23 protein-coding genes and 1 pseudogene are annotated in these 22,924 nt (G+C 67.5%); 13 read left to right on the plus strand and 11 right to left on the minus strand.

Translation table 11 applies throughout. The features are described from left to right. From ACWIGI_RS34840 to ACWIGI_RS34875, 8 genes are all read left to right on the plus strand, one after another. The coding region (locus tag ACWIGI_RS34840; protein ID WP_454207653.1) for an SDR family oxidoreductase at positions 1-180 on the plus strand (180 nt) is incomplete at its 5' end. Next, positions 177-1,064 carry an NAD(P)-dependent oxidoreductase gene (locus ACWIGI_RS34845; protein WP_454207655.1) on the plus strand — a complete coding sequence of 296 codons (888 nt, stop codon included), beginning with the start codon at positions 177-179 and terminating at the stop codon, positions 1,062-1,064. The genes ACWIGI_RS34840 and ACWIGI_RS34845, both read left to right, overlap by 4 nt. Beyond that, on the plus strand, positions 1,061-2,533 hold the full coding sequence (locus tag ACWIGI_RS34850; protein ID WP_454207657.1) for an FAD-dependent oxidoreductase: 1,473 nt from the start codon (positions 1,061-1,063) through the stop codon (positions 2,531-2,533). The genes ACWIGI_RS34845 and ACWIGI_RS34850 overlap by 4 nt, the downstream gene beginning before the upstream one ends. Before the next feature lie 33 nt (positions 2,534-2,566). Continuing rightward, positions 2,567-3,421 (plus strand): LLM class F420-dependent oxidoreductase, encoded by an 855-nt coding sequence (locus tag ACWIGI_RS34855; RefSeq protein WP_454207659.1) that lies wholly within the window; start codon positions 2,567-2,569, stop codon positions 3,419-3,421. 55 nt (positions 3,422-3,476) lie between these two features. Continuing rightward, positions 3,477-4,355, plus strand: coding sequence for an SDR family NAD(P)-dependent oxidoreductase (locus ACWIGI_RS34860; protein WP_454207661.1), 879 nt, complete (start codon positions 3,477-3,479; stop codon positions 4,353-4,355). A gap of 78 nt (positions 4,356-4,433) precedes the next feature. Then, positions 4,434-5,969: an aldehyde dehydrogenase family protein gene (locus ACWIGI_RS34865; RefSeq protein WP_454207663.1), complete on the plus strand. Its 1,536-nt coding sequence runs from the start codon at positions 4,434-4,436 to the stop codon at positions 5,967-5,969. A gap of 32 nt (positions 5,970-6,001) precedes the next feature. Further along, positions 6,002-6,502, plus strand: a complete 501-nt coding sequence (locus tag ACWIGI_RS34870) for an SRPBCC family protein (RefSeq protein WP_454207802.1) — start codon at positions 6,002-6,004, stop codon at positions 6,500-6,502. A 192-nt stretch (positions 6,503-6,694) separates the two neighbouring features. Continuing rightward, on the plus strand, positions 6,695-7,021 hold the full coding sequence (locus ACWIGI_RS34875) for a transposase (protein WP_454207665.1): 327 nt from the start codon (positions 6,695-6,697) through the stop codon (positions 7,019-7,021). Between the two features lie 181 nt (positions 7,022-7,202). Here the strand turns inward: ACWIGI_RS34875 and ACWIGI_RS34880 are convergent, their stop codons facing one another. The 3 genes and pseudogenes from ACWIGI_RS34880 to ACWIGI_RS34890 all read right to left on the minus strand — a co-directional run. Next, positions 7,203-7,727: an SRPBCC domain-containing protein gene (locus ACWIGI_RS34880; protein WP_454207667.1), complete on the minus strand. Its 525-nt coding sequence runs from the start codon at positions 7,725-7,727 to the stop codon at positions 7,203-7,205. A gap of 55 nt (positions 7,728-7,782) precedes the next feature. Beyond that, positions 7,783-8,175 carry a VOC family protein gene (locus tag ACWIGI_RS34885; protein ID WP_454207804.1) on the minus strand — a complete coding sequence of 131 codons (393 nt, stop codon included), beginning with the start codon at positions 8,173-8,175 and terminating at the stop codon, positions 7,783-7,785. A 72-nt stretch (positions 8,176-8,247) separates the two neighbouring features. Beyond that, positions 8,248-8,517: pseudogene (locus ACWIGI_RS34890) on the minus strand (ArsR/SmtB family transcription factor); the annotation flags it as partial. A gap of 189 nt (positions 8,518-8,706) precedes the next feature. Here ACWIGI_RS34890 and ACWIGI_RS34895 point away from each other — a divergent pair. After that, entirely contained in the window at positions 8,707-9,315 is a 609-nt protein-coding gene (locus ACWIGI_RS34895) for a TetR/AcrR family transcriptional regulator (RefSeq protein WP_454207669.1), read from the plus strand. After that, positions 9,312-9,899, plus strand: a complete 588-nt coding sequence (locus ACWIGI_RS34900; RefSeq protein ID WP_454207671.1) for a GNAT family N-acetyltransferase — start codon at positions 9,312-9,314, stop codon at positions 9,897-9,899. The genes ACWIGI_RS34895 and ACWIGI_RS34900 overlap by 4 nt, the downstream gene beginning before the upstream one ends. A 194-nt stretch (positions 9,900-10,093) precedes the next feature. On the opposite strand, the gene ACWIGI_RS34905 is transcribed toward ACWIGI_RS34900, so the two are convergent. The 4 genes from ACWIGI_RS34905 to ACWIGI_RS34920 form a co-directional block, all read right to left on the minus strand. Next, on the minus strand, positions 10,094-10,666 hold the full coding sequence (locus ACWIGI_RS34905; RefSeq protein ID WP_454207673.1) for a GNAT family N-acetyltransferase: 573 nt from the start codon (positions 10,664-10,666) through the stop codon (positions 10,094-10,096). 261 nt (positions 10,667-10,927) lie between these two features. Then, positions 10,928-12,175 (minus strand): YncE family protein, encoded by a 1,248-nt coding sequence (locus ACWIGI_RS34910; protein WP_454207675.1) that lies wholly within the window; start codon positions 12,173-12,175, stop codon positions 10,928-10,930. Between the two features lie 87 nt (positions 12,176-12,262). Beyond that, complete coding sequence (locus ACWIGI_RS34915) at positions 12,263-13,213, minus strand: TY-Chap domain-containing protein (RefSeq protein ID WP_454207677.1); 951 nt, start codon at positions 13,211-13,213, stop codon at positions 12,263-12,265. Positions 13,214-13,338: 125 nt separating this feature from the next. Then, a complete protein-coding gene (locus tag ACWIGI_RS34920; protein WP_454207679.1) occupies positions 13,339-14,064 on the minus strand; it encodes a hypothetical protein in 726 nt (241 codons plus the stop codon). A gap of 592 nt (positions 14,065-14,656) precedes the next feature. Between ACWIGI_RS34920 and ACWIGI_RS34925 the strand changes: the two genes are divergently transcribed. Together ACWIGI_RS34925 and ACWIGI_RS34930 are read left to right on the plus strand one after the other, a co-directional pair. Beyond that, on the plus strand, positions 14,657-15,625 hold the full coding sequence (locus tag ACWIGI_RS34925; protein WP_454207681.1) for an oxygenase MpaB family protein: 969 nt from the start codon (positions 14,657-14,659) through the stop codon (positions 15,623-15,625). A gap of 313 nt (positions 15,626-15,938) precedes the next feature. Then, the gene (locus ACWIGI_RS34930; RefSeq protein ID WP_454207682.1) at positions 15,939-17,021 is read left to right on the plus strand and encodes an alpha/beta hydrolase family protein; all 1,083 of its coding nucleotides are present in this window, start codon (positions 15,939-15,941) and stop codon (positions 17,019-17,021) included. 28 nt (positions 17,022-17,049) lie between these two features. Here the strand turns inward: ACWIGI_RS34930 and ACWIGI_RS34935 are convergent, their stop codons facing one another. Next, the gene (locus ACWIGI_RS34935) at positions 17,050-17,847 is read right to left on the minus strand and encodes an SDR family NAD(P)-dependent oxidoreductase (protein ID WP_454207684.1); all 798 of its coding nucleotides are present in this window, start codon (positions 17,845-17,847) and stop codon (positions 17,050-17,052) included. 292 nt (positions 17,848-18,139) lie between these two features. On the opposite strand from ACWIGI_RS34935, the gene ACWIGI_RS34940 reads away from it, so the two are divergent. Next, positions 18,140-19,501, plus strand: a complete 1,362-nt coding sequence (locus ACWIGI_RS34940; protein ID WP_454207685.1) for a WS/DGAT/MGAT family O-acyltransferase — start codon at positions 18,140-18,142, stop codon at positions 19,499-19,501. A 12-nt stretch (positions 19,502-19,513) separates the two neighbouring features. Here ACWIGI_RS34940 and ACWIGI_RS34945 read toward each other — a convergent pair whose 3' ends face one another. The 3 genes from ACWIGI_RS34945 to ACWIGI_RS34955 form a co-directional block, all read right to left on the minus strand. Then, positions 19,514-20,752 (minus strand): TetR/AcrR family transcriptional regulator, encoded by a 1,239-nt coding sequence (locus ACWIGI_RS34945; RefSeq protein WP_454207687.1) that lies wholly within the window; start codon positions 20,750-20,752, stop codon positions 19,514-19,516. 222 nt (positions 20,753-20,974) lie between these two features. Then, positions 20,975-22,177 carry a TetR/AcrR family transcriptional regulator gene (locus tag ACWIGI_RS34950; RefSeq protein WP_454207689.1) on the minus strand — a complete coding sequence of 401 codons (1,203 nt, stop codon included), beginning with the start codon at positions 22,175-22,177 and terminating at the stop codon, positions 20,975-20,977. 38 nt (positions 22,178-22,215) lie between these two features. Next, positions 22,216-22,923 (minus strand): hypothetical protein, encoded by a 708-nt coding sequence (locus tag ACWIGI_RS34955; RefSeq protein ID WP_454207691.1) that lies wholly within the window; start codon positions 22,921-22,923, stop codon positions 22,216-22,218. Position 22,924 lies beyond the last annotated feature (1 nt).

Here is a 22,924-nt window from a genome sequence, read left to right on the forward strand (position 1 = left end):
GACGCGACCAAGAACGTGACCCCGGACGTGATCGTGGAGGACATGGTCAAGCGGCTGCCGCTCAAGCGCATGGGCACCCCGGAGGATCTCGTCGGCGCCTGCCTGTATCTGCTCTCGGACGAGGCGTCGTGGGTGACCGGGCAGATCTTCAATGTCGATGGCGGGCAGGTCATTCGATGACCGCCGACCCCGCGGCCGTACCCGTAGGGTTCATCGGCCTCGGCAACATGGGCGCCCCGATCGCCACCCGCCTGCTGGCGTGGCCGGGCGGGCTCACCGTCTGCGACGTGCGCCCCGAAGCCACCGAACCCTTCACCACCGCCGGCGCGCGAGCGGTATCGACCCCGGCCGAACTCGCCGAGCACGCGCGGGTGATCTGCGTGACCGTCATCGACGACGCCCAGGTGCGCGAGGTGCTCACCGGGCCGCAGGGCATCCTGCGCACCGCCGCACCGGGCACCGTCGTCGCGGTGCACTCGACCATCAGCGATCGGACCGCGGAGGAACTCGCCGCCGAATGCGCCGAGTACACGGTCGAATTCATCGACGCACCGGTCAGCGGCGGGGCCTCGGCCGCGCAGCGCGGGAGCCTCGCGGTCATGGCCGGCGGCAGCGACGCGGCCCTGGCGGCCATTCGAGAACCGTTCGCCTGCTTCTCCGATCGGCTCGTGCACACCGGGCCCGTCGGCACCGGCACCCGCATGAAGCTGGCCCGCAACCTGCTGCACTTCGTGTCCTTCACCGCAGCCACCGAGGCCCAGCGCCTGGCCGAGGCCGCCGGACTCGACCTGACCGCTCTGGGCAAGATCGTGCGCCACTCCGACGCCATCACCGGCGGCGCGGGCTCGATCATGTTGCGCGACAACACCGCACCGATCGACCCCGACGACTTCTGGTTCCCCATCCTCACCCACGTGCGCAACCTGGGGGAGAAGGACCTGTCGCTGGCCGCGGACCTCGGCGAGCGCCTCGGGGTTGACCTGCCGCTGACCCGGCTCGCACTGGGGGGCCTGGCCGCCGGACTCGGCGTCGCGACGCCCGCACTCACCACGGAGAACTCATGACCGCGGACGCGAAAACCACCGAGCCGCTGCGCGGTTCGGACATCACCGACTGGACCGACACCGCCGACGTCGTCATCGCCGGCTACGGCATCGCCGGGGTGTGCGCGGCCATCGAGGCCGCCCGCGCCGGGGCCGACGTGCTCGTGCTCGAACGCACCGGCGGCTGGGGCGGCGCGGCGGCCCTGGCCGGCGGATTCGTCTACCTCGGCGGCGGCACGCCTCTGCAGCGCGCGCTCGGCTTCGACGACAGCGCCGAGAACATGGAGCGCTTCCTGCTCGCGGCGGTCGGCGAACAGGCCGATCCGGTGCGCATCGCGGACTACTGCCGCGGCAGCGTCGAGCACTACGGCTGGCTGACCGACTGCGGCGTGGTGTTCAAGGAGGAGTTCTGGGGCGAACCCGGGTGGGAGCCGCCGCACGACCAGGGCCTGATGTACTCCGGCGGCGAGAACGCCGCGCCCTTCCACACCCTGGTTCCCCCGGCGCCGCGCGGGCATGTCCCGCAGATGCAGAACAAGCGCACCGGCGAGCGCGGCGGCGGCTACATGCTGATGAAGCCGCTCATCGAGACCGCCGAAAAGCTCGGCGTCCGTGTCGAATACGACGTGCGCCTGCAGCGGCTCGTCGTCGGTGACGACGGGCGCGTGGCCGGTATCGCCGCCCGCCGCTACGGTCAGGACCTCACCATCGCCGCCCGGCGCGGCGTGGTGCTGGCCACCGGCAGCTTCGCCTACAACCAGGACATGGTCGCCGCCCACGCGCCGCGCCTGATCGGCCGCCCCGCGGCGGCGATCGAGGAACACGACGGCATCGGCATCCTCGTCGCCCAGGCCGTCGGCGCGCAGGTCGAGGCCATGGACGCCACCGAGGTCGCGTTCTTCGGCGACCCGCAACTGCTCGCGCGCGGCATCCTGGTGAACGGGGAGGGCAGGCGCTTCATCGCCGAGGACACCTATCCCGGCCGGATCGGCCAGGCCGCGCTGATCGAGCAGGACAACCAGGCGTTCCTGGTCATCGACGAGGACAGTCACGACGCGGCGCTGAAAACCACCACCGCCACCCCGTTCTTCCGCCAGCAGCCCAGCTGGGTCGCCGAGACGGCCGCCGAACTCGAAGTCGAGATGGGGCTGCCCGAGAACTCGCTGCGGCAGACGGTCTCCGCGTACAACGAGCACGCGGCCCAGGGCGCCGACCCCGAACAGGGCAAGAAGGCCGAGTGGCTCACCCCGATCGGATCGCCGGTGGCCGCGTTCGACATGCGCGGGTTCACCGCCGGATTCCCCCTCGGCGGTCTGCGCACCGACCTGGACGGGCAGGTCCTGGACGAGGCGAACGCACCTATCCCGGGCCTGTTCGCCGCCGGGCGCTGCACGGCGGGCATCTGCACCGGCGGGTACGCCAGTGGAGCGTCCCTGGGCGACAGCAGCTTCTACGGCCGCCGCGCCGGCCGCACCGCCGCTGCCCGGTGACCGCACCGCACTCACGAAAGAGATAGGCCCCGTATGCGATTCGGAGTCGTACTGTTCACCAGCGACCGCGGCATCACCCCCGCGGTCGCGGCCAAGGCCGCCGAGGACCGCGGCTTCCGGTCCTTCTTCGTCCCCGAGCACACCCACATCCCGGTCAAACGCGAAGCCGCGCATCCCGGCACCGGGGACGCGTCCCTGCCCGACGATCGCTACACCCGCACCCTGGATCCGTGGGTGTCCCTCGCCATGGCCGCGGCGGTGACCGAGACGATCGAACTGTCCACCGCGGTCGCGCTGCCGGTCGAGCACGACCCGATCACCCTGGCCAAGACGATCGCCACCCTCGATCATCTCTCCGGCGGCCGGGTCACCCTCGGCGCCGGATTCGGCTGGAACACCGACGAACTCGCCGACCACGGGGTACCGCCGAACAAGCGGCGCACCGTGCTGCGGGAGTACATCGAGGCCATGCGGGAGCTGTGGACGCGCGAGGAGTCCAGCTACTCCGGTAATTACGTGAACTTCGGACCCAGCTGGGCGTGGCCCAAACCGGCGCAATCGCACGTCCCGGTGCTCATCGGGGCGGCGGGTACCGAGAAGACGTTCGAGTGGATCGCCCGTACCGGCGACGGCTGGATCACCACCCCGACCGAGACCGATATCTCGTCCAGAATCGCACTGCTGCACAAGATTTGGGCGGATGCCGGGCGTGAAGGCAAGCCGCGGGTGCTGGCGCTGGACTTCAAACCGGATCGGGACCGGCTCGCGCGCTGGTCCGAGGACGGGGTCACCGATGTGATCTACGGACTGCCGGACCGGTCCGCGGAGGACGTGCTGCAGTATCTCGACCGGCTCTCGGGCAAACTCGCCGGCCTCGACCTGCCGTAGGACACACTCGTTCGACACGCGTCGTGCCGCGCTGCGGCAGTGAGGATCTCGCACCATGTCCGAAGAACACACCCTCGCGGGCCGCGCGGCCGTGGTCGTGGGCGGCGCCAGCGGCGTCGGCCTCGAGGTCGCGCGGGCGCTGGCCGTCCACGGCGCGGGCGTCGTCATCAACTCCCGTAATCCGGACGCGGTGCGCCGCGCGACGGAATCGCTTGCCGGCGAGGGCGGCCGGGTGATCGGTGTCGCGGGCTCGGCCGCCGACGAGCGTGTCGCGGCCGAGCTCGTCGCCACCTGCGAGGCGACCTACGGTGCGGTCGACGTGCTCGTGAACTGCGCGGGTATCGCCGAACCGCCCGGATCCTCGATCCTGAACGTCACCATCGCCCAGTGGCGGGAGTTGCTCGACTCGCACCTGACCACGGTGTTCAACACCTGCCGCCTCGTCGCGCCGGGCATGGCCGCGCGGGGCGGCGGATCGATCATCAACACCGGATCGTTCGCCTACCTCGGTGACTACGGCGGCACCGGCTACCCGGCGGGCAAGGGCGCGGTCGCCAGTCTGGGGTTGGCGCTCGCGGCGGAACTGCGGGCATCGGGGGTCCGGGTCAACACCGTGTGCCCGGGCGCCAAGACCAGGCTCTCGACCGGACCCGAGTACGAGGAACACATTCGCGACCTGAACCGGCGCGGGCTGCTCGACGAGATGACCATGCGGGGCTCCCTGGACGCCCCGCCCGCCGAGTACGCCGCCGCGCTGTACCTGTACCTGGCCTCGGATGCCGCCCGCGAGGTGACCGGTGAAATCTTCATCGCCGCCGGTGGTTTCGTCGGAAAGTTCGAACGACCGGGCATGACGGTGCTCGGTTATCGCGACCACGCGAACGAGCCGCCGTGGTCGATCGACGAACTGCGAAAGCTGACAGGCCGGGGCTGAGCGCCCACCGAGAACATCGAAACACAGTGTGCACCAGCCGGATCGGGGATTCGGCGCCGTGAGGAAGAAGGACCCGTAATGGCGATCGTCAGTGCCGTGCCGACTCCGGAGGGCGATCGCCGCCGACTGGCGTTGCTGAGTCCGGTGGACCGCCGCCCGATCGGCGAAGTGCCGGTCGACAGCGCGGCGGACGTGCTCGCGGCGGTCGAGCGCGCCCGCGCCGCCCAGATCGATTGGGCCGCACGCAGTGTCGCCGACCGGGCGGCGGTGTTGCGCAAGGCCGTCGGGGTGATCAGCGCGCGCCGGGCCGAGATCGCCGAGACCATCACCCTCGAAACCGGCAAACCCCAGGTCGAGGCACTCGGTGTGGAGATCGTGCCCTCGTGCGATTTCCTCAACTACTGGGCCACGCGCGCGCACCGCACCCTGCGCCCGCACCGGCGGCCACTGCACGGGTACCTGCGCCCGTTCAAACAGCTGTATATGCAGTACCAGCCGCTGGGCGTGGTCGCGGTGATCACCCCGTGGAACGCGCCGTTCGTGCTCACCCTCAATCCCGTCGTGCAGGCCCTGCTCGCGGGCAACGCCGTGGTGTTCAAGCCCTCGGAGGTCGCCCCGCGGTCGGGGGAGTGGGTGGCCCGCGTCCTGCACGAGGCCGGGGTGCCGAGCGATGTCGTGCAGGTGCTGCACGGTGACGGGGAAACCGGTGCCGCCCTTGTCGATTCCGATATCGACAAGGTGTGCTTCACCGGCAGCGTCGGGACCGGACGCAAGATCGCGAGCCGGTGCGCGGAACGGTTCGTCCCGTGTTCGCTCGAGCTCGGCGGCAAGGACGCGATGATCGTGTGCGCCGACGCCGATCTCGAACGCGCCGCCGCCGGGGCGGTGTACCTGTCGATGTTCAACACCGGGCAGGTGTGTATGAGCGTCGAGCGGATCTACGTGGTGGAATCCGTCGCGGACGCGTTCATCGACCTCGTCACCCGCAAGGCCGGCGAGGTCACCTACGGGCCTGGTGACACCGACATGGGCCCGCTGTTCTGGGACCGCCAGCGCGACCTGGTCGCTCAGCACATCCAGGACGCGAAAGACAAAGGCGCACAGGTGCTCGTCGGCGGCGAGGTCGGGGAGGGGGAGGGCCTGTACTTCCAGCCGACGGTGCTGGTCGACGTCGATCACGACATGAAGGTCATGACCGAGGAGACCTTCGGACCCGTCGCGGCGATCGTGCGGGTGCGCGACGAGGAGGAGGCGATCCGCCTCGCCAACGACTGCCGCTACGGTCTCAGCGGGTCGGTCTTCACCCGGGACCGTGCGCGCGCCCGCCGCATCGCCGCCCGCCTGACCACCGGATCGGTGGTGCACAACGACGCCGGGGTCATCTACGGGTGCCCCGAGGCGCCGTTCGGCGGCCGCAAGGACAGCGGCCTGGGCCAGGTCAACGGCGTGGACGCGCTGCGCGGGTTCACCCACGCCCAGCCGGTGCTGCTGGACCGCTGGCAGCCCAAACGCGAAAGCATCTGGTACCCCTACACCGCGAAGACGACCCGCGATCTCGACGATCTGATCCGCGTCGGCTTCGGCACCCGCCTGCTCCGCCGCATCCTGTCCTGATCCGCTCTCCCCGAAGGAAACCCATGGGCACCCTGCACCCCTGCCGTCCCGTCGATCTGACCTTCGTCGACACCGCCCCGCACCGCTTCTCGAACTCGGTCGAGTTGAACGTCACTCCCGCACAGGTTTTCGAGGTCCTCGCCGAAGCCGACTCGTGGTCGCGCTGGGCCTCGGTGATCACCGGCGTCACCTGGACCAGTCCCGAACCGCACGGGGTCGGCACCACCCGCACCGTTCGGATGCGCGCGGGCATGGTCGGCAACGAGGAGTTCCTGGCCTGGAATCCCAACACCCACATGGCCTTCCGCTTCAACGAGTCCGGGACCAAGGGCATCACCGCGTTCGCCGAGGACTACCGCATCGTCCCCACCCCCACCGGTTGCCGCCTCACCTGGACCCTGGCGATGAGCGGCGACAAACCCACCGAGGTGTCCCTGCGCCTGTTCGCCCCGTTGATGAACATGACCTTCCGCCGGTTCCTGCGCAACCTGCGCACACTCACCGATAGCCGGTTCGCCATTAGCGCCGCGTGACACACCCGGCGAAGCTATTGACGTACCGAGGTACCCACGTCCAAACTTCCAACCAGTAACCGGACGACCCCGTCCGCTGGTGTGCGAGAACAACGGCCACCGCACCGATCCGCCCCCGGTCCCCGGGTCCTGACCATCCGGTCCGGGGGCGCCCGATCGGCGCTGTGTCCCGCTCGAGGAAGACGTCATCCCATGACAAGGCGCTATCCGGCAGAGGTTCGCGAACGGGCCATTAGCCTGGCCCTGGAAGCCCTCGACGAGTTCACCTCCCCCTACGCCGCGGCCCGCGCGATAGGCCCCCAGGTCGGCGTCCACTACGAGACCCTGCGCGTCTGGGTGAAAGCCGCCCTGGCCCAACACGGTCGCCCGATAGCCGAGGCCGCGGCCCTGTCCCCCGCCGAACGCGCCGAGTTGCTGCGCCTGCGCCGCCAGGTCCGAGCCCTCCTGCAGGCCAACAGCATCCTGAAGTCGGCCCGCCGTCCGGGCCCGGACTGCGCCGCCCACTCCTGCGCGTACTGATCCGGCGACTTTCGCGGCCACGAAGGTCCGGCCGGTTCGGTCAGTGCGGTATGCGGTGCGGGCTCAGGCGGTCAACCCTTCTGTACGGAGGGCCAACGCCCGCGCAGCGGCATGAGCGGATAGGCCCAGTCGGTGATCCGGTCCTAACCGATGAAAAAAGTTGCCGCGGTGGCGAATTCGTTCACGCTCGCTCGTCGGGCAGGTTCTGCGCGGCCCAGCGCCGACCGGGTTCGGGGTCGAGACCGAAACGCTCGGCGTAGCTTTCGTGGATCTCGCGCCACGGCTTGTGCGCGTCGCTGTCGGAGAGGAAGCCGCCGGCCAGGTGGGGTTCGAGTCGCGAGAGGTAGGTCTGCCAGCCGGTGGCGGTCTGCGCGACAGGGAGGCCGGTGACGGTGGTGGTGAAGGTCAACCGGCACCCGTCCGGCTCGGCGACGAGTTCGAAGCTCTGGGACTGCCCGTCGAAGTCCCAGGCCAGCCGATGCGGCGCGTCGACCTCGGTGACCTCGAGAGTCATCCCGCCGAGGTCGATGACCTCGCCCTTCTCCGGCGTCCAGGGCGCGGCACCGGGAAAGAACTGCTCGAGCTCGGCGGGCACGCTGACGGCCTGCCAGACGCGCTCGGCCGGGTACGGCAGCGAGCGCTCGAAGCGAAGCGTCGGATGACCGTCGATGATCTCGTAGGTTCCGTAGGCCACGGTGTCGTTCACAGGTTCTTCCTCTCGTTCGGTGCCCGGTGATCGGCGATCGCCGGTGAATCTCAGGTCAGCCGTGGTGATGGTGAATCTGAATCAGGTTTCCGCAGGTGTCGTCGAATATCGCCGTGGTCGTCTGCCCCATCGCGGCGGGCGGCTGGGTGAACTGGACGCCGAGACCGACCAGCCGTCGATACTCGGCCTCGACGTCGTCGACGTCGAACGAGTTGAACGGCACACCGTCGTCGAACAGCGCGTCCCGGAAGACTTTCGCCGCAGGATGGCCCAGCGGCTCGAGGACGAGCTCGACACCGTCGGAGTCGTACGGTGAGACGACGGTGAGCCACCGCGCCTCACCACCCAGCGCGACATCGTGCTTGACCATGAATCCCAGCACGTCGGTATAGAACTGCCGCGCGTGTTCCTGATCGTCGACGAAAAGGCTGACCCACGTGACCCGCATGCCCGTCCTGTGCACCGACGCGGTGTCCGCGTGCACTTCGCTCACGGGCAGCTGCGCCTCGACGGGCGCGGCCGGCCAACTGCCGAGAACCGGCGCGAGTGCGGTGGTATCCAGGTGTAGCACCCGGTATCGGCCCTGACGTTCCGTCGTGACCAGCCCCGCCGCCTCGAGCACCGTGAGGTGCTGTGACACGGCCTGCCGCGACGAGGTCAACCCGTGGTTGGTGACCAGCCGCGCACACAGCTCGAACAGCGACTGTCCGTCCCGGACCCGCAACTCGTCGACGATGGCCCGCCGTGTCGGGTCCGCCAGCGCCTTGTACACGTCGTTCACGCCACCCACGATATGCAAGTGTTCACTTGCACGTCAAGCGCAAGTGAACACTTGCATGTTGACGCGGGGTTGCACGTCCGGTCGCCCTCCAGCGGGAAAGCGCCAGAGGTGGGGGTCGAGAACCCCGACCGATGCGAATTGGTACCGGGCCCCTACTATGTAATGAACATTTGTTCATTACATAGCCCAGGGGGAGACATGGCACGCACCGCTGATCAGAGCGCAGCCATGACCGCGGCGACACGGAGCACAGTCCAGACCGCGGCCGTGCGAGTCTTCGCCCGGCACGGATACGCGGCATCCACCATCCGCGACATCGCGGTGGAGGCCGGTGTCAGCATCGGCACGATCTACCGTCACTACCCGACCAAAGACGCGCTGTATGCCGACCTGCTCGACCAGGCGCTGACCGGCCTTCTCGCCCTGACAGAGGAGCTGTCCGGCCCGGGCAGCCCGGTTGAGACGATCCGAAAATTCACCGCTCGGTACCTGTCCGGTCTCACCGCCGACGACCGCGCCGCGGAGTTCATGATCGTCGTCAACCAAGGCGTCGCAGCCGGTAGCCCGGCCGCCTCGATCGCTCGGCTCCACGACGCCCACCGCGCGATGTGGCGCGCCTTCGAAAACTTGATTCGTCGAGGTCGGGCGGACGGTGAGTTCGGCCACGGCGATCCGGCACAACTCACTACCTGCTACTTCGCGATGCTCGGCGGCCTCACCTCGATTCGGGTCACCCTGGGAGCCGAGTTCACCGCCCCCGACGTCGACGTCGTACTCACTTTGCTGACAGAAGGACGCACGAGATGATCGAGATCGAACATGGCGACAAGCTGGGCGAGAGCTACCGGCGACGGATCACCGAGGTGCTGGTGCGGGGATTCGCTGAGGACTTCGCCTATTTCTCTTCCGACCCAGAGCAATTGACCGCAGCGTTCGAGCACATGCTCCTGCTGGAGCGTTTCGTCGTGGCCCTCGTCGATGGAGAACCAGCCGCCATCGCATCGGTAACCACCGGCGATCAGGAGTGTTTCGCGCCCCGGCTGCGAGAGTTCCGCCGCCACCTCGGACTCTTCCACGGGACCATCAGCTACCCGATCGTGCGCTCGCAATTCCTCGGTGCGCCGGAAGAGGCACGGGAGGGGCTGGCCGAGATCGGTTTCGTCACCACTGCCCCCGCCCACCAGGGGCGTGGGGTGGGCACCGCACTGATGCGGCACATCATCGCGATTCCCGGCTACGACGAGTTCGTCCTGCGCGAGATCAAAGACACCAATACGCCCGCTCTCAACCTCTACCGCAAGCTCGGCTTCAGCGAATACCAGCGACGCCCTGTCCGTTTCGCGGGCCGCGCCGGCTTCAGCCACTACCTCTCACTTCACCTGAAGACGTAATCCGGGCGCGTGTGCGATGCGCCGGTCCGAAGCGAATGCGTCATGCGTTCAGCGGGCTGAGATGACCTTGGCCCGTTGATCTTCGGCCTGCGCCGCGCTGGGCACTCGAACCGCCCGCCACGCGGCATTTCCGTGCGCTGTCGGGAAGTGCGTCAGATGGTGCAGGGTCGGGCTCGCGGCCAGCTGCATCGGGGCTATCGCTGTTTGATCCAGTACATCCCGCGACCGGATTCGGCTGGAGCACGCTTCTCGCGGGGCGCGACGCGATCGAGGCGATAACCCAGCTTCCGGGCGACTGCGGCACTGCGATGGTTGGCTTCATCGCAGTGGATCTCGACCCTGTCGATACCCGGGAGTGCCAACGCGCACTCGGTCAACGCGCCCGCGCTTCGGGTCATCACACCACGGCCGGTGTGTTCCGTGTGGCACCAGTAGCCGATCTCGACCGCTGCCGGGCCGAGACGGTCGTGTAAGCCGATCGCGCCCAGCAGAGTGCCGTCGCTACCGAAGATGCCGTAGTTGAATCCCCGATCCCCGGTGGGCCAGCTCGCGGCGACGACCTCGCCGAATGCGCGTTGTCGCTCCAGAGTGGTCGGTTCGGCGAGCCAGTCCATCCAGGGATGAATATGCTCGTAAGACTTCGTGATCGCCTCGAATCGTGCTCGCAGGTCTTCAGGCCGCCAACGACGAATCAGCAAGTCCTGCAGTTCGATCCGCTGCGGTGGGCCGACTCCTGGTGCCAGGGCCGGCGACGATTCCACATCCACACGGGTGATAGTGGCGGTCTTATCGGCACCACTGCAACTCGATTCCCGCCTGCACGGGTACGGCGGCAAGAACCCACCGACCTCGCGTTGCGATTCGCCGATCGGCTGGGTCTGTGCTTCCTGATATCCGCTCATCGGCGGGCGCGCGCAGCCTCGGCGGCCGTGATGTGCTCTGCCTGGCGATCTTCCGATGCCCGCCATGGCCGGTACGAGCGCCACATGCGGCAGAATAGCCCGTTGCACAACTCCTGGCGGCCCCGCCTATCGGGTGGCGGGCCGGTCGATGATGGAGAGAGTGCCCCGCCCGTATATGTACAGGGCGTGGGTGTTCGGATCGACGGCAACCGCACTCGGGTCGGATACGGTCACGGTGTCGATGAGCGCGCCCGTGTCCGAATCGAGTGCGACGACCATGTTCTTCGGACCTATGGCCATGTAGAACGTGCGCGTTGCCGGATCGACCGCCTGGCTCTCCGGGGCGTAGGGAGATCCGCCGAAAGTGGCTGGGTTTGCGATCTTTCGGCTGGTCAAGGCATCGACATCGGTGAGGACGACGGGGTTCCATCGCCAACTGCTCCCGTAGAGCGTGCGTGATCGGTCATCGAAGAAGAATTGCGACGTTGGGGCCGCTGCCGGCACCTCCGCGATCACGGCGTTGGTCACCATGTCGACGATGTGAAGCGTGACGCCGCGCTCCGCGAGTACGAAAGCTCGTTGCCCGCGGGGGTCGAGAACGAAGTCGGAGGCTTCCTCACTGAACGGAATCGGGGGATTCGCGGTCGTGGCACCGGCGGGAATCACCGTCAGCGTGCTCGGGGAACCGGGCAGGTCGTAAACCATCCGGCAGGACCGGTTGCAGTTGAGAACGTATGCGGTGTGGGAGTTCTCGTCGACATCGATCTCCATCGCGTCCTTGTCCACCGGCACGGTCGCGGTGATCGTCATAGACGGAATGTCAACGATGCTGACGAATTGCTCGTCGACGCGAGTGGGATCACCCCACAACAGATGGAACGTATTCGCAGCCGAGTCGAGCGCGACATCACGGGGACCGTCCGGGAGTGGGATTGGGAGTGGGAGTGTCGAAACAACACTGCGGGATTCGAGATCGACTACCGACAAGATGGCTTGCCCGGATGGATCGTAGGTGAAGACGTACAGGATGTCCCCTTCCGGATCGAGGATGATCCGGCCGCCCCGCGGACCTTCGCTGATCGTGATCGTGGTCCGCGCTTCGGCGGGGGAAACCTGTGTGGTCGCCGGGCTTTCCTGCGGTGTGAGCATGCCGTTTTCGGTTGCACCCGTGGAGTTGTCGTTGCCGGCTACCGCGTACCCGACCACCACCGTGGCTGCGACGGCGACGCTCGCGAGAATTGCCGCTCGCCGCCGATACACCGGCTCTCGTGCTGCGACTTTCGGCGCGAACTCGTCGAGGTCCCCCTGTGTAGCGGCCGGAGGTTCCTGCGGCGCTGTGTTACCCGATGAACCCTGCTCGTCGGCCTCGTGCATCGTTCCCCTCCACGTCGATCTTGAATAGCGTGAAGGAGGTTAGTGTCAGGCCCTTTCGTTCGGCTTGTAGTCCGACTGCGGTGCGAATCAGGGCCGGCCGTTGGCTTCGTGATCCAGCGGCTCGCGATCGAGACCGAGTTCGAGCGGCAGGTAGCTCAGGCGGTTGTGTTCACCGAACGCGGAGAATCTGAGGTCCCTGGGGGAATCGACCGCGACAACATCACGCAGCGTCATCATCACGCGTGCGGCCACCCCGCGAAGACTCGGTTCGGCTTCGTCGACAGCGGACGGCATTCGCCAGGTCCGAAGGCTCTTGTCGCTCGCACGCCACCCGAGATCGACCATCCCGGTTTCGAACTGTTTCGCATCCGGCGCGACGACTTTCGGCACACCCGTCTCGAAAGCGAGTGTGTGGCTGTGCGCGTGTGTGAGCATCGCGAACACCCAGGAGTTGTCGGTCGACAGATACAGTTCGGAGTGGGGCTGGAGGGTGTGCAAGGTCCAATCGAGTCGATCGACGAAGTCGGCCCACGTCGTGCACCGGGCCGGAGCGCCGCGTTCGGAAGGTCGGTCCGAGACGAGGCGGTAGGAGTTGTAACCCGGACCGAAGTCGTTGCTCCAGAGCCGGATTCGCAAGCGCTGCAACTCCATACCGAGACCGTCGCGCATGACTTCCGCCAACGGACGCGTGATCTTCAATCGGTCGTTGTGGTCGGTGAACTGATGCGACCACCCCAATGTCCACGTCGGGTCGTGGTACCCGCAGAAAAGCGAGGAACCTTCGCATCGGCGCAGGATGTCGGCGATGGACCGGGCGCGCTCCGGGTCCTGCGGAACGGTGCCGGAGATCCAGACCTCCGAGTCGTTGACGATCTGAAATCGCACGTAGCAACCAGTTTCATGATCGAGGACCTCGATGTAGTGCTCGGTGTCCGGGTCGGGGTCCTCGCCCATTTCGAATCCTTCGAGGTTCGCCTCGATCTGCTCCTCGTGGAACGTGGTCATCTCCCGGGCCAACTCGTCCCAGCTCTCGGTCATGCACCCTCCCTCTGCGCGCTCGAACAGCCTATCGAGCTCACTCGTGGTCGGATCCCGTGAGTGCTCGCGGCGAATGCACTGAACGCGGCATCGGTGCGATCGCCGGTGGTGGATCAGCGAATACCTCAGCCCTCCACCTCTTGATAAGCGACAGTGAAACGGACACAGAGGATGTGATCGAGCATGTGCCCGACCGGTTCTGGAGGGTCGAGTTCGAAGTCGTACAGCACAACGCCCTCACCGGGAGCCAGATCAGGAGACACGCAGCCGGTAACCCGGCTGTAGGTTGCGACCAGCGGCAGCAGTCGAGTTGAGTCGGGGAAGTCCGTCCAGTCCGGAATCCCGTCAGGGCATCCGTTCATCTCGGCAAGGGTGCCCATTCGTCGAGGCTGAACAGGGCCGAAGGATAACCGGTCCGGAGCCGTGAATCCGGCGTGAACCTCACGAAGGTAGCTCCGCAGCGGCGGCGGCACGCTGTCCCACAGCGGCGGGTTCGATTCGCCGAAGCTTGCGGGATCCCACCCGATCCAGCAAAGTACGTACCTTTGGTCCTCGATGTGCTCCAGCGCGTAGACCAGAACCCACTCGTCATCGAGTCGGCCAACGAAAACATCGGCGAGTTCGTCGTGCAGGGCCGCCGCGAATTCGGGCACCATCGCAAGGAAGTCGGAGTTCCACAGCCGCAGCGCTTCCTGGCAGCGGGCGTGAGGGGTGGCTGCCGCCGCGACGTCTCGCCAACGCTCGGGAACCGCTCCCAGATCCGGGGAACCAAAGGCCACCAGCGACACGACCTGAGACTCGTTCTCGACGAGTGCAAGCCCCCGCTCGACTTCGGCGATGGACACCGCCATCAATTGCCTCCTTGATTGGCTAACAGTTCCTGAATGATCTGCTCGAGTTGCGTGAGGAGTGCGTCCTCGAGTGCGACCTGCATCGCAACCCAAGTCGGAGATATAGAGGATGCGTGCGAGCGATACCAGGTGGTCGGCGTCGACCCAGGCGGTGTTCGGATACTTGGGGCGGGGCAGGATGACTCCGTTGCCGGTCGGATGCATCGACGGGGTCAGGCGCCGAACGGACCGTAGCAGTGAGGCACGAAGCCATGTCGGCGCAGAGTGATTGCCCTGCAGGCTAGCTCGTTCGCGGGTGGAGCGAATACGTTGTGCGGCAGAGCTTCGCGATGGATGTCACGGTCTGCGCCGTCACCCGGCGGATGCGCCTGTATGTTACTGGCAAATCCGGCGGTAGAGCGCGAGATTCCGTGCTACCGAAAGCTCGAGAAGTCGTATTTCGTCATTGACTGATCGCTGACCACCAGTTAAGTTAATGACAATTCTTGCTGGTACGCACTGTCGCGGAGGGGGAGATGAGCGGACGTTCCGTCGGTGGCTCGGTGTCCCTGTGCGGCATCGATCCGCGCCGCGCTATCAAGGGATGAGATCCATGACTGCTGCTCCTGATCCGTTTTCCTCGTCCGAGCCGCACCGGGAGCCGGAGGTGAAGAACCGGTTCGCCGTCGTCGGCGAACCGGCCGACGGGCGGGTCCGGCTGACCAACGAGCAGACCCGGATCCATATTCCGGCCATTCACCGGTCGGCGACCAAGAAGCCGCCGCAGCTGCAGGACGCGCTCGACTTCTGGCAGTTTGCCGGGGCCGCGGCCAACGTCGCCATGCAGCTGTCCTCGCCGGGGGTCGGGCGCGGCGTCGTGGAGAGCACGGTCGAGTCCGGATCGCTCATGGTGCACCCGTGGAAGCGGTTGCGCACCACGGCTTCCTACCTCGCGGTGGCCATTCTGGGTACGCCGGAGGAGAAGACCGAGTTCCGGGAGGCGGTCGACGTCGCGCACCGGCAGGTGAGGTCCGCGCCGGGTGCGAAGTTCAAGTACAACGCCTTCGACCCCAAGCTGCAGATGTGGGTCGCGGCCAGCATCTACATCGGGTTCGAGGACTCCTACCAGCTTTTGCACGGCAAGATGGACGCCGAACAGGCCGAGGCGTTCTACTCGACCTCGGCGACCCTGGGCACCACCCTGCAGGTGCGCGAGGCGATGTGGCCGCGGAACCGCGCCGAGTTCGACATCTACTGGAACGAGGCCTGCGAGCAGGTCCACCTGGACCCCGACGTCGCCCAGATGATCGACGACCTGCTGCACCTGCGCATGATCCACTGGTACCTGCGGATCATGTTCGGCGGCCTCCTGCGCTTCCTGACCACCGGCTTCCTGGCCCCCCACTTCCGCGAGCTGATGGGCGTGCCCTGGACCGAGACCGACCAGCGCCGCTTCGAAAACCTGTTCCTGTTCGTCGGTTTCGTGAACCGCTTCATCCCCAAGTTCATCCGCTTCGCCGGCACGAAGACGATGATGCGGAACGTGCAGTACCGGATTCGGAAGCAGAAGGCTCTGATCTGAGCCCGCGGTGAATCGACAGCCGGTCGGGATGTGCGTTGTCCCGGCCGGCTGACTCATTCGCTCAGCGGTGTAATCGAAGCCCTCGGACTCGTGCGGTCGCGCCACTTTCGGCAACCGATCGCGGATCGGATTGCCGGACAGGCGATCCGGCGATACCCTCATCGCGGGTCGGGGTGTGAGCAGCTCGGGAGTGGCTGCCTGGATTCCACCATTGGGGGCTTTGTTGTTCGTTCGAATTTCGCTGGTCGTGTGCGCCGTCGTCTCCGTCCTCGTGGGCGGCGGGACCGCGCGGGCCGATACCGTTGGCGCATCGGTGTTTCCGCCATTGGGCGGCGACCTCGCCGTCGGGCAGACGGTGATGCACCTGGTCGATGCGGGGCGGGCGGACCCGTTCCGGCCCGAGCAACGGCGTGAGCTGATGGTCTCGGTGTTCTACCCTGCGGGACAGGTGATTCCGTATCCGCCGGCCCACTATCTGTCCACCGAGCTGATTCCGGGAATCGAGCAGCGGTTCGGGATCCGGTTGCCCGGACTGCTGACCGGCTCGTTCACCGGCGCGCCCGCACTCGGGGGCGCCAAGTACCCGGTGGTGCTGTACTCGTCCGGAGGTGGCGACTCGCGGCTGTACGGCACGGGCCTCGCGGAGGACCTGGCCGCGCGGGGATACGTCGTGGTGACCATCGACCATCCCTACGAGGCATCGGCGGTCGAATTCCCCGGCGGCAGAATCGTTCTCCATGAAGCAGCGGGGGAGTTCAACCCCGAGCTGCGAACCCGGTACGTCGACGCCCGGCTGGCCGACACCCGCTTCGTGCTCGACTCCCTGACCGAGCTGGGACGCGGCGGCAACCCCGACGCCGGACAGCGCGTGCTGCCGGCGGGCCTCGGCGAGGTGCTCGACCTCGAAAACGTCGGCATGGTCGGGCATTCCTCCGGCGGGTATGTCGCCGTCGAAGCCATGCACCGGGATCCGCGCATCGACGCGGCGGTCGATCTCGACGGGCAGATCGGCGTCGACGAGGCGTTCGGGCGCGCGGTCACCGAGGGAACAGACAAGCCCGTGCTGGTCATGACGAGCGAGCAGATCGAACAGGTCGGCGACGCGAACCCCTCGCTGGACGCGTTCTGGCGCAACTCATCCGGCTGGCGCCGCCACCTGATCATGGGCGGCGCCGCCCACTACGACTTCACGGATCTGAGCGCCCTCGTGCCGGACCCGCTGCGCGGGTCGGTGAACTTCGTCGGCCCGATCGGCGCACACCGCGCGGCGGCCCTCACCCGCACCTGCGTGGCGGCGATGTTCGACAAGTTCCTCCGGGGCCGCGACGGCACCGCACTCGATCGTCCACTCACCGACCCCGAACTCACCGAAGGACGACCGGCCCACGACTCCTGAGCACACCGGCACGCGCGGCCGCGCGACGTCACCGCCGCGCGAACGCCCTGCCGAAATCACTGCTGACCCGGTCCGCACCGATCAGGCGCTGAATCGGTGACAGCAGACCGGGGGCGAGGCAGCCGACCGCCGCGCCCAGCCGCAGCTCGAGCGGCGCGACCACGATCTCGTCGACGTCGTCCCGGATCGCCCGGACGACGGCCGACGCGACGTGTTCGGGTGCGCTGGTGCGGATTCCGGGCGGCAGCGCGGTCCCGCTCTCGGCGAACATGCCCGCCGAACGGATGAATCCGGGCTCGACGATCGACACACCCACACCGTGCTCGGCCATCTCGTGGCGCAGCGCTAGCGAGAACCCGCGCAGCCCGAACTTGGTCGCGTTGTAGACGCTCGCGCACGGCGCCGGGAGCTGGCTCGCGATCGACCCCATGAAGACCAGGTGACCGGACCCGCGCACGCACATCGACTCGCCGAAGACGTGCGCCAGGGCCATGGGCGAGCCCAGGTTCACCCCGACCGCGGTGGCGAGCTGCGGGACCGTGAAATCGTGGAGCCGGCCCGCCGAGGGCAATCCCGCGTTGGCGATCAGGACATCGACCGGCCCCGCCGCGTCGCGCAGCCGCGCCGCGGCATCCGGTTGAGCCAGATCGGCGACGATGACCTGCGCGCCGAACTCGGCCGCGAGCGCGTGCAGGGTCTCGGCCCGGCGTCCGGTGAGCACCAGGCGCGCCCCCTGCGCGGTGAGTTCGCGGGCGATCGCGTGGCCCAGGCCGCCGGTCGCGCCGGTGAGTAGCACTGTGGCTCCGGTCAATTGAACTTTCGGCATCGCTGAATCTCCTTTCGGGCCGTCGGCGGCGATGGCGATCGGCGATCGAGTGATCACGACCATGGGGTTCCCCGCGGTGGCGTCCGTACGCACCGTCCCCCTGTCGATAGCCCTGGACTATGGCACAGGACCGAACCTCATGCAAGCCACCTGTGTGAGAATTATTAGTAACTTAGGATCACATGTCATAGCGAAACAACGTGTGTAATAGTGAGTTTCGATCCCATCGAATGGCAGCGTCGCCTTCTAATCTCAGATTCGATCGAAACTTAACTGCCCGGAGGGATGCCTGATGGATTTCCTGAGCCCGATCGACGCGGTGTTCTTGGCCGGTGAAACCCGCGAACACCCGATGCACGTCGGCGCGATCCAGCTCTACGAACCGCCCGAGGACGCCGCCCCGGACTTCGCCGCGACCCTGTTCGCCGACATGATCGGCGCGGGCGCGGTGGAGCCCCTGTTCCGCAAGCGCCCGGGCCGGGCGCTGGGCTTCTTCTCCAACCTCACGTGGGACCGCGATGCCGGGGTGGACCTGGACTATCACCTGCGCCGCTCGGCGCTACCCGCTCCCGGCGGCATCCCCGAACTGCTCGGCCTGGTCTCGCGATTGCACGGCGGACTGCTCGACCGGCACCGGCCGCTATGGGAAGCCCATCTGATCGACGGATTGGCCGACGGTCGTTTCGCGGTCTACCTCAAGCTGCATCACGCCCTGGTGGACGGCATGAGCGGCCGCCGGCTCCTGCATCGCACCCTGAGCACCGATCCCCTCGATACGTCACTGCCGGTGCCGTGGACCGTGTCCGGCGCCCGGCGGGACAGCGCGCCGCCGTCACCGCTCGCCGCGGCGGCGGACCTGCTGCGCGCGGGCCTCGACGAAGCCCGCACCGCTCTGCCCGCGCTCGCCCGCGTCGCGAACACCGTGCTGTCCGAACGCCTCACGCTCCCGATGACCGCCGAGCCGACCATGCTGAACGTTCCGATCGGCGGCGCCCGCGACATCGCGGTCGGATCCTGGCCGATGGAGCGAATTCGCCTGGTACGCAAAGCGACCGGCACCACGGTCAACGACGTGGTGCTGGCGATGTGCGCGGGCGCCCTGCGCGGGTATCTCCGGGAACGAGCGGCGCTGCCGGCACGACCGCTGACCGCCATGGTCCCCGTCTCCATGCGCGGCGCCGACGCCGATGCCGGCGGCAACGCGCTCGGGATGATCCTGGCGAACCTGGGCACCCATCTCGAGGACCCGGCCGAGCGGATCCGCGTGATCAGTGAGTCGACGGGCGAGGGCAAGCGAATCCTGGGCGATCTCAGCAAGACTCAGGCGATGGCGTTCTCGGCCCTGTTGCTCGCGCCCCTGGGAGTGGTTCAGGTACCGGGATTCCAGCGGCTGCCCAGGGCGCCGTTCAACATCATCATCTCCAACGTGCCCGGTCCGTCCGAACCGCTGTACTGCCGTGGCGCGCGCCTGGACGGAAACTTCCCGCTGGGCATTCCGTTCGACGGGCAGGCGCTGAACATCACCGTGGCCACGAACGCCGACAACCTCGACTTCGGGATCGTCGGCTGCCGGCGCTCGGTGCCGCAGTTGTCGCGGTTGCTCGCGCATCTCGACGATGCCCTGCGCGCGCTGGAGCACGCCACCGGCGCCTGACCGGCCGACGTATCAGGCGTCGCGGCCGAAGAGAATGGCGCGCATCAGGTGTGCGACACGGGCTCTGGAGCACGCGGGATCGGCCGACCCGTACCGCCGGCCCAGGTCGACCACCAGCGCCAGCGCCGTGTGCACCAGCAGCCGGGCTTCCTGCGGGGTGAGCTGCGGGCGCACCGCGACCAGGAGTTTCGCCCACTCCTCGACATTGAGACGTTGAATGTTGCGCAGCAAGGTGCGTTCGGCGGTGTCGACGTTGCCGATCTCCGCGTAGTAGACGAACGTCAGCTCGCGGTCGTCGAAGGACCCCTCCACGTACAGCTCGATCAGACGCGACAGCGCCTGCTTGGGGGTGTCGGATTCGGCGATCGCGGGACCGATCGCATCGGAGACCAGTTTCGCCGCGCGCCGGAACGCGGCGGTGAGGATGTCACCCTTGCTGCGGTAGTAGCGGTACACCGCCGACGGCGCCTGCAGCCCGGTCGCCGCCGCGATGTCCTCCACGCTGACATTGGGATAACCCCGCTCGTGGAACAGCGTGATCGCCTGTCGCAGGAGCAGTTCCGGGGTGAAGGTCGGCTGCACTTCCTCCGGTGGACTGCGCTCGGGCTCGACCGCGGGCAACTCGCAGCTACACACCGCGATCGCGGCGGATCGCAACCGGCGGTGCATCGTCTTGGCGGGCAGGTTCACGTGGTGATCGCCCAAACTGCCGATGATGCTGAAAAGCGCCTGTGCGAGAACGGCTTTGTCGACGTCGTCGAGCTCGGGGCGGAATTCGCCCAGTAGCGCGGTCCCGGCCGCGTGCACGGTCATCAGCTCGGCGCTCAGCTCGCGGCGGTCCTCGGGCCGCAGATACCGGGCCTGCCAGCGCAACAGCGCGGCGCCGCGGCGATTGGCGATCGAGGCGGTCAGCAGCGCATCGAAGATCAGGTTCGCGCGTTCGGCTACCGGACGGCTCGCTTCCTCGGCCGACAGTCGCACCAATTGCACGGCGACCGTGCCCATGCGCAGCGTCTCTTCGCGGAACAGCGCGTACTTGCTGGGGAAGTGGCGGTAGAGCGCGGTGGAACTGATGTCGAGTCGCGCCGCGATGTCGTCCATGCTGACGCCGTGGTACCCGAGGGTGCTGAACGCTTCGGCGGCGGTGGCCGCGATCATCGCGCGCCGGTTCTTCGGCCTGCGGCGCACCGGTCGTGCTTGGCCGGCGGCCGGGGAAACCTCCTGGATCTTGCGATCGGCACCCGCTGTCATGCGAGCGATGTTAACCGAACGGGAACCAGATTTTCAGCTCCGGAATGAATCAAAAGAAGAATGAACTATAGATCACATATGTGTAGCGATTCAGCCTATTTCGGCGATGTGTATGCCACATTCGGCCAGCTAGAACTGCTACAAAGATGTGGAACGTGTAGCAGTTCGATCATGAAAAGATGTGAGAACTCTCAATAACTTAAACGAGTCGACCGGGTACCGCTAGGGACGGTAGGACACCGGTCCCGCGTGACCGAAGAGCGCGGTCAGCATCAGCTCGATGACCCAGGGGTGTGGGCACGCTCGCTCGTCGTCTCCGAACACCCGCCCGTAGTCCACGACCAGTCCGAGCGCCACGTGCACCAGCACCTGGGCCTCGGCGGCCGTCAGCTCGGGACGCACCGCGATCAGCAACCGCGCCCACTCGTCCACGACCAGGCGATGCACCGTGGTCAGCGGAACCAATTCCTCCGGCGGCAGGTGGCCGAAGTCCGCGTAGTAGACGTAGGCCAGCTCCCGGTCGGCGAACGCGCCGCGGGCGTACACCCGCACCAGGGTCGCCAACGCCTCGGCCGGGCAGGTGGTTTCGGCGATCGCGGCGCCGATGGCCACCGACATGCGATCCGATACCCGCCGGAACGCCGCTGTCAGCAGGTCGCTCTTGCCGCGGAAGTAGCGATACACCGCCGAGGCGGCAGGCAGATCCGCGGCCGCCGCGATGTCCTCGACCGTCACGTTCGGGTAGCCGCGCTCGTAGAACAGGTGAATCGCGCGCTGGAGCAGCAGTTCGTGCTTGAGTCCGGCGCGGATCGGCACGGGCACCGTCGGCGGGTCGTCGGCAGCGGGGACGGGCAGATCGATGTCCGCCATCGCCCAGCACATCGACTTCAGCAGCGCCTTCATCGATTTGACCGCCAGCACGGCCCGGTGATCGCCGATGCTGCTGACGGCGCTGAACATCCCGACCGCCCGCACCCGCAGTTCACGCTCGGGCAGGTCGGGCCGCACGTCCCCGATCAACCCGCTCAACAGGGTGATCGCGGTGGCGAAACAGCCTTCGAGAGTGAGCCTTTCGGGCTCGGCGAGGTACCGGGTCTCCCACCGCGTGAGAGCGACGGTCGGGCGATTGGCGATCGTGCCCGAGACGATGCCCTCGATGGCCAGGTCCAGGCGCCGGCGCGGTGACCACGTCGCGGCCGCCGGGGGCAGCGTCGCCGCGGCCACCGTGGCGGCGCCGAGCCGCAGCAGTTCCTCGGCGAACAGCGCGTGTTTGCTGGGGTAGTGGCGGTACAGCGCGGCGGAGCTCACGTCGAGGCGGGCGGCGATGGTGTCCATGCTCACCCCGTGATAGCCGAGTTCGGCGAAGGCCGCGGCCGCGGTCTCGGCGATCTGGCTGCGCCGGTTCTTGGGGCGGCGGCGCACCACCCGAGCTCCTGTGCCGGCCGATGACGCTCGGCCGGGCTTCATGACTGCGGCAGTTGCGCCAACGGCGAGTTGACCTTGTTCACCAGCCACCGGTCGCCCGAACGCTCGAGCCACAGGATCATCGAGAGCTGGCCCGGCGCGGGCTGGCCCTTGGTGCCCAGGCTGGTGATCGTCTGCCCGATCACCACGATCGCCTCGGCGGAGTTCTCGTCGCCGGTGCGGATCGCGCACTGCACGTCGTCGGCCTTGGCGACCACCTGGCCCTGCACGAGCACCTCGCGCAGATCCTTACTGGTGGAGTCGAATTGCTTGCGCCAGTCGCCGGTCGCGCCGTCGAGCACCGAAGTGAAATAGGTGTCCAGGTCCTTCGCGTCGTAGGTGACCAGCACCGGCGCGTACCGGCACGCGGCCTCGCGGGCGGACTCGTGCGCGGCCAGCAGGTCGGCCTTGCTGTCGTCGCGCTGGTAGAGGAACACGTTCGAGGCCAGCGAGGTCACCAGGAGTAGCCCGGCCGCGACCAGCGCCGCGAGCTTGCCCTTCCTGCCGATCGAGGGCAGGCGCCGTGTGAAGGACCGCCCGGCCGCAGGTTCCGGATCGGGCGCGGGTTCGGTTGCGGGCGTGGCCTTCTCCGGCTCGGGCGCGGCCGACGCCGACTCGGCGGGCGATTCCTGCCGCGGCGCAGCACCTTCCACGTCGTCCGTGCTCGGTGCGGCCTTCTTGGTCAAATCGACGTCGTTCTCGCTCATG

The organism is Nocardia sp. NPDC055321 (assembly GCF_053645575.1).